The sequence below is a fragment of the Streptomyces capoamus genome (assembly GCF_014654935.1).
Taxonomy (GTDB): Bacteria; Actinomycetota; Actinomycetes; order Streptomycetales; family Streptomycetaceae; genus Streptomyces; species Streptomyces capoamus.
Genome location: NZ_BNBF01000138.1, coordinates 1 through 535, shown reverse-complemented (window position 1 = coordinate 535; position 535 = coordinate 1). Strand labels below are relative to the sequence as shown.

1 protein-coding gene is annotated in these 535 nt (G+C 67.9%); it reads right to left on the bottom strand.

The annotated features are described in order from the left end of the window. Positions 1-535 (bottom strand): phosphoglucose isomerase-related protein (locus IE312_RS38155; RefSeq protein WP_502267013.1); only part of this gene is annotated, 535 nt, incomplete at both ends.

Here is a 535-nt window from a genome sequence, read left to right as displayed (position 1 = left end):
CCTCGCTCAGCTCGGCGACCGGCTCGGCGAAGCCGATGAAGTCCGCCGGGATGAGCTTGGTGCCCTGGTGGATCAGCTGGTAGTAGGCGTGCTGCCCGTTGGTGCCCGGGGTGCCCCACACCACCGGGCCGGTCTGCCACTCCACCGGCTTGCCGTCACGCTGCACCGACTTGCCGTTGGACTCCATGTCCAGCTGCTGGAGGTAGGCGGTGAACTTCGACAGGTAGTGCGAGTACGGCAGCACCGCGTGGGTCTGGGCGTCGTGGAAGTTGCCGTACCAGATGCCCAGCAGGCCCAGCAGCAGCGGCGCGTTGGCCTCGGCGGGGGCGGTGCGGAAGTGCTCGTCGACGGTCCGGAAGCCGTCGAGCATCTCGCGGAAGCGGTCGGGCCCGATGGCGATCATCAGGGACAGGCCGATCGCGGAGTCGTAGGAGTACCGGCCGCCGACCCAGTCCCAGAACTCGAACATGTTGTCCGGGTCGATGCCGAACGCCGTGACCTTCTCCGCGTTCGTGGACAGCGCCACGAAGTGCCT